Below are 1,272 nucleotides of genomic sequence, written 5' to 3'. Positions count from 1 at the left end.
CCGTAGGTGATGTCGCTGTCGAACATTTCCCGCAGGCACAGGACCTGTGCGGCGACTTGCAGGTCAGCTGGTCCACCGGGACGGTAGGTGCCGGACTTGTGTTCGACCGGGACAGGGCCGTCGCCGCTCCAGTGCACGGTGTCACAGATCCCGTGCATTCCGACCCGGTCGGAGAAGACTGGCAGGGACCGCCAGACCCGCACACCGTTGCGGCCGGTCAGCACCCCGCCGCGGTCGACTGCGTGGTGGGCGAGGTCGCCGCGGACGGTGTCGGTGTTGGATTCGAAGCACGCTTCCTGCCATATCAATACGGCCTGGCGTGGGCAGTAAGCGTAGTGCTCGATCGCCGAGAGCGGCACACTCCAGCACGCGACACCATCCACAGGACTCATCTCAGGCGAACACCGACGTGTAGGTCACTCCGGTCGGCAACGCATCGGTATCAACGTCGATGGCGTAGTCGCCGAATCGGCGCGGCGGGGTGTTCGGGTCACGCCCTTCAGCCGCACTGACTTCGACGCGTTCGAGGAGTTTGTGGGCCGGGGCGTTGCCGAAGGCGTTGTCGTGGCTGAACACGTGCAGGCCCCGCGACACCATCCGGCCACGCGAGGCGGCAGCGTCATGATCGAACATCATCTCCATCACCTGATAGAGCAGCTCGAAATCCTTGCTGTCGACACCGGTTTGGGTGCCCCGGGCCGCCGAGTAGCTGATCTCTGCCTTGTACAGGGCATAGGGGACCGTCCATTTGGATCCCATCTCGGTGGACTCGCCTTTGGCGATGTCTTCTTCCCTGGTCTGGGTGACGCGGGTGATGGTGTGGGTCGCGGGCAGGATCGCATCGATCGACCGGGCCATCCCGAACTGCAACGGTCCTCGGATGCTGCCCAACGCGTTCGTATCGCCGGTCGACAGGACCGCACCGAACCAGCGGATGTCGGCGTAGCGGTCACATAGCCATGCTCGCGCGGTCGCTGCCTGTTCCGGGGTGATCTTGGTCTTGAGCTTCAAACCGTTGGCGGTGTAGGACTCGGCCAGTCGGGTGTTGAGGGCGTGTCCGGCTTCGACGAAGATCCCGTACCGCGGGTTGTCTGCCGCGGCGAGGGCGAGGGTGTCGCGGATCTTGCGTTTGATCGCGACGTCGGTGACCAGCCCGTTGCTGGTCTCGATGTCCATGCGCGGCTGGTTGCCGGTGTCGGGGTCACCGTTGGGGTTGCCGTCGGTGACGTCGAACAGAAACACCATGTCGTGACGCACGGCAGGGTTCAGATG

Annotated in this window: 2 protein-coding genes; both read right to left on the bottom strand. The window is 64.5% G+C overall.

Going from position 1 to position 1,272, the window contains the following annotated elements:
- Positions 1-392 (bottom strand): Dna2/Cas4 domain-containing protein (locus tag ACFWPJ_RS33205; RefSeq protein WP_378857539.1); only part of this gene is annotated, 392 nt, incomplete at its 3' end.
- Between the two features lies 1 nt (position 393).
- Positions 394-1,272 (bottom strand): type I-C CRISPR-associated protein Cas7/Csd2 (gene cas7c, locus ACFWPJ_RS33200; protein WP_378857537.1); only part of this gene is annotated, 879 nt, incomplete at its 5' end.

The sequence above is a fragment of the Nocardia sp. NPDC058497 genome (genome assembly GCF_042720195.1).
Classification (GTDB): Bacteria; Actinomycetota; Actinomycetes; order Mycobacteriales; family Mycobacteriaceae; genus Nocardia.
Note: the sequence above shows the minus strand (reverse complement) of the source record. Positions and strands in the feature narration are given on the sequence as shown.